General features: G+C 63.8%; 1 protein-coding gene. It reads right to left on the reverse strand.

Annotated features, from left to right (window positions below):
• Positions 1-18 precede the first annotated feature (18 nt).
• Positions 19-1,002 carry an IS110 family transposase gene (locus tag Q1W68_RS15660; protein ID WP_300662123.1) on the reverse strand — a complete coding sequence of 328 codons (984 nt, stop codon included), beginning with the start codon at positions 1,000-1,002 and terminating at the stop codon, positions 19-21.
• Positions 1,003-1,220: the final 218 nt, after the last annotated feature.

Consider the following 1,220-nt stretch of genomic DNA (forward strand, 5'->3'; position numbering starts at 1 on the left):
AAGACACCGTTCTGTTTGTCAAACGGTGTCATGCGCAAACCGGCTGGCATCAAAGGGCGTTCTGGACTTCAGCACGCCGTAGACGATGGCCAGCAGCTTGTGCATGCAAGCCACCACGATCACCATGCCCGGCTTGTTCTGCGCCTTCAGGCGCTGCCAGAAGGCCGCAATGGCCGGGTTGTACTTTCCCGCCACCATCGCCGGGAAGTACAGCGCGTGCTTGAGCTGGCGATGCCCCTGCGCATGGGTGCCTCGGTGCTTGTTCAGCGAGGTGCCGGACTGGCGGATCATGGGCGAGAGGCTGGCGTAGGCGATCAATGCCTTGACGTTCTTGAAGCGCTCGGGCCGCCCGATGTAGGCCAGCAACTGAGGGATGGTGCGCTCACCCAGACCGGGTATGGTCTGCAGCAGCTCACTTCGCTGGTGCAGATCCGGGTCGTCGTCGATGGTCTGGCGGATCTGCGCCTTGACGTCTGCGATGGCGCGATCCAGCGTGGCCAGCACCTCGTGCAGCGAGGGCTGCACCGCCGCGTGGGCCACCGCCAGGCGGTTGCTCTCGCTCAGGCGCATCTCCTGCAGGGCGTCCAGGCGCGCCACCAGCGCCTGCAGCGTGCGCACACCCACCGAGGGAGCCTCCCAGCGCTCGGGGTGCATCGTCTGGCAAAAGAGCGCCAGGCTTTTGGCGTCGCTGCTGTCGGTCTTGTTGCGCGAGCCCTGCATCTCGATGAAGCGCTTGACCCGCATGGGGTTGACCACCGACACCTGAACACCCAGATCGTGCAGGTACAGCGCCAAGGGTTCGTGGTACGAACCGGTGGCTTCCATGCACACGTGCACGCCCATCGCAGCGTCGGGCGCGTGGACCTGCAGCCACTGCCACAGGGCCGTGTGGCCTGCGGGGGTGTTGGCAAACACTTTGGATTTGTATTTGGCCTGCTCGCTCAACAGAGCGACATCGAGCTTGGCCTTGCTGACATCAATGCCCACCGTGGATGAAGACATGGTGATCTCCTGTCAAACGCACCGCATTCGACTTGCGCATCCTGATACGCGAGGTCGCCGCCAGCCTTGGCTGGCAGCGCCTCAAGACACCGTACGAGCTACAGCGTCGAATCCGCCGTGTGCCCCAGTCTTTATGCCGGGATGCCATCCCAGGGGGAGTGTCGGGGTCACTCAGCGGGCTCTCTTGGGTGCAAGGAGAGCGGGGTCAGAGTATCAGG

The sequence above is a fragment of the Hydrogenophaga sp. genome (assembly GCF_030158645.1).
Taxonomy (GTDB): Bacteria; Pseudomonadota; Gammaproteobacteria; order Burkholderiales; family Burkholderiaceae_C; genus Hydrogenophaga.

Bases quoted from the DNA above. Each gene is read 5' to 3' on its own strand.
- Q1W68_RS15660 (WP_300662123.1), bottom strand. From the start codon at position 1,002: ATGTCTTCATCCACGGTGGGCATTGATGTCAGCAAGGCCAAGCTCGAT.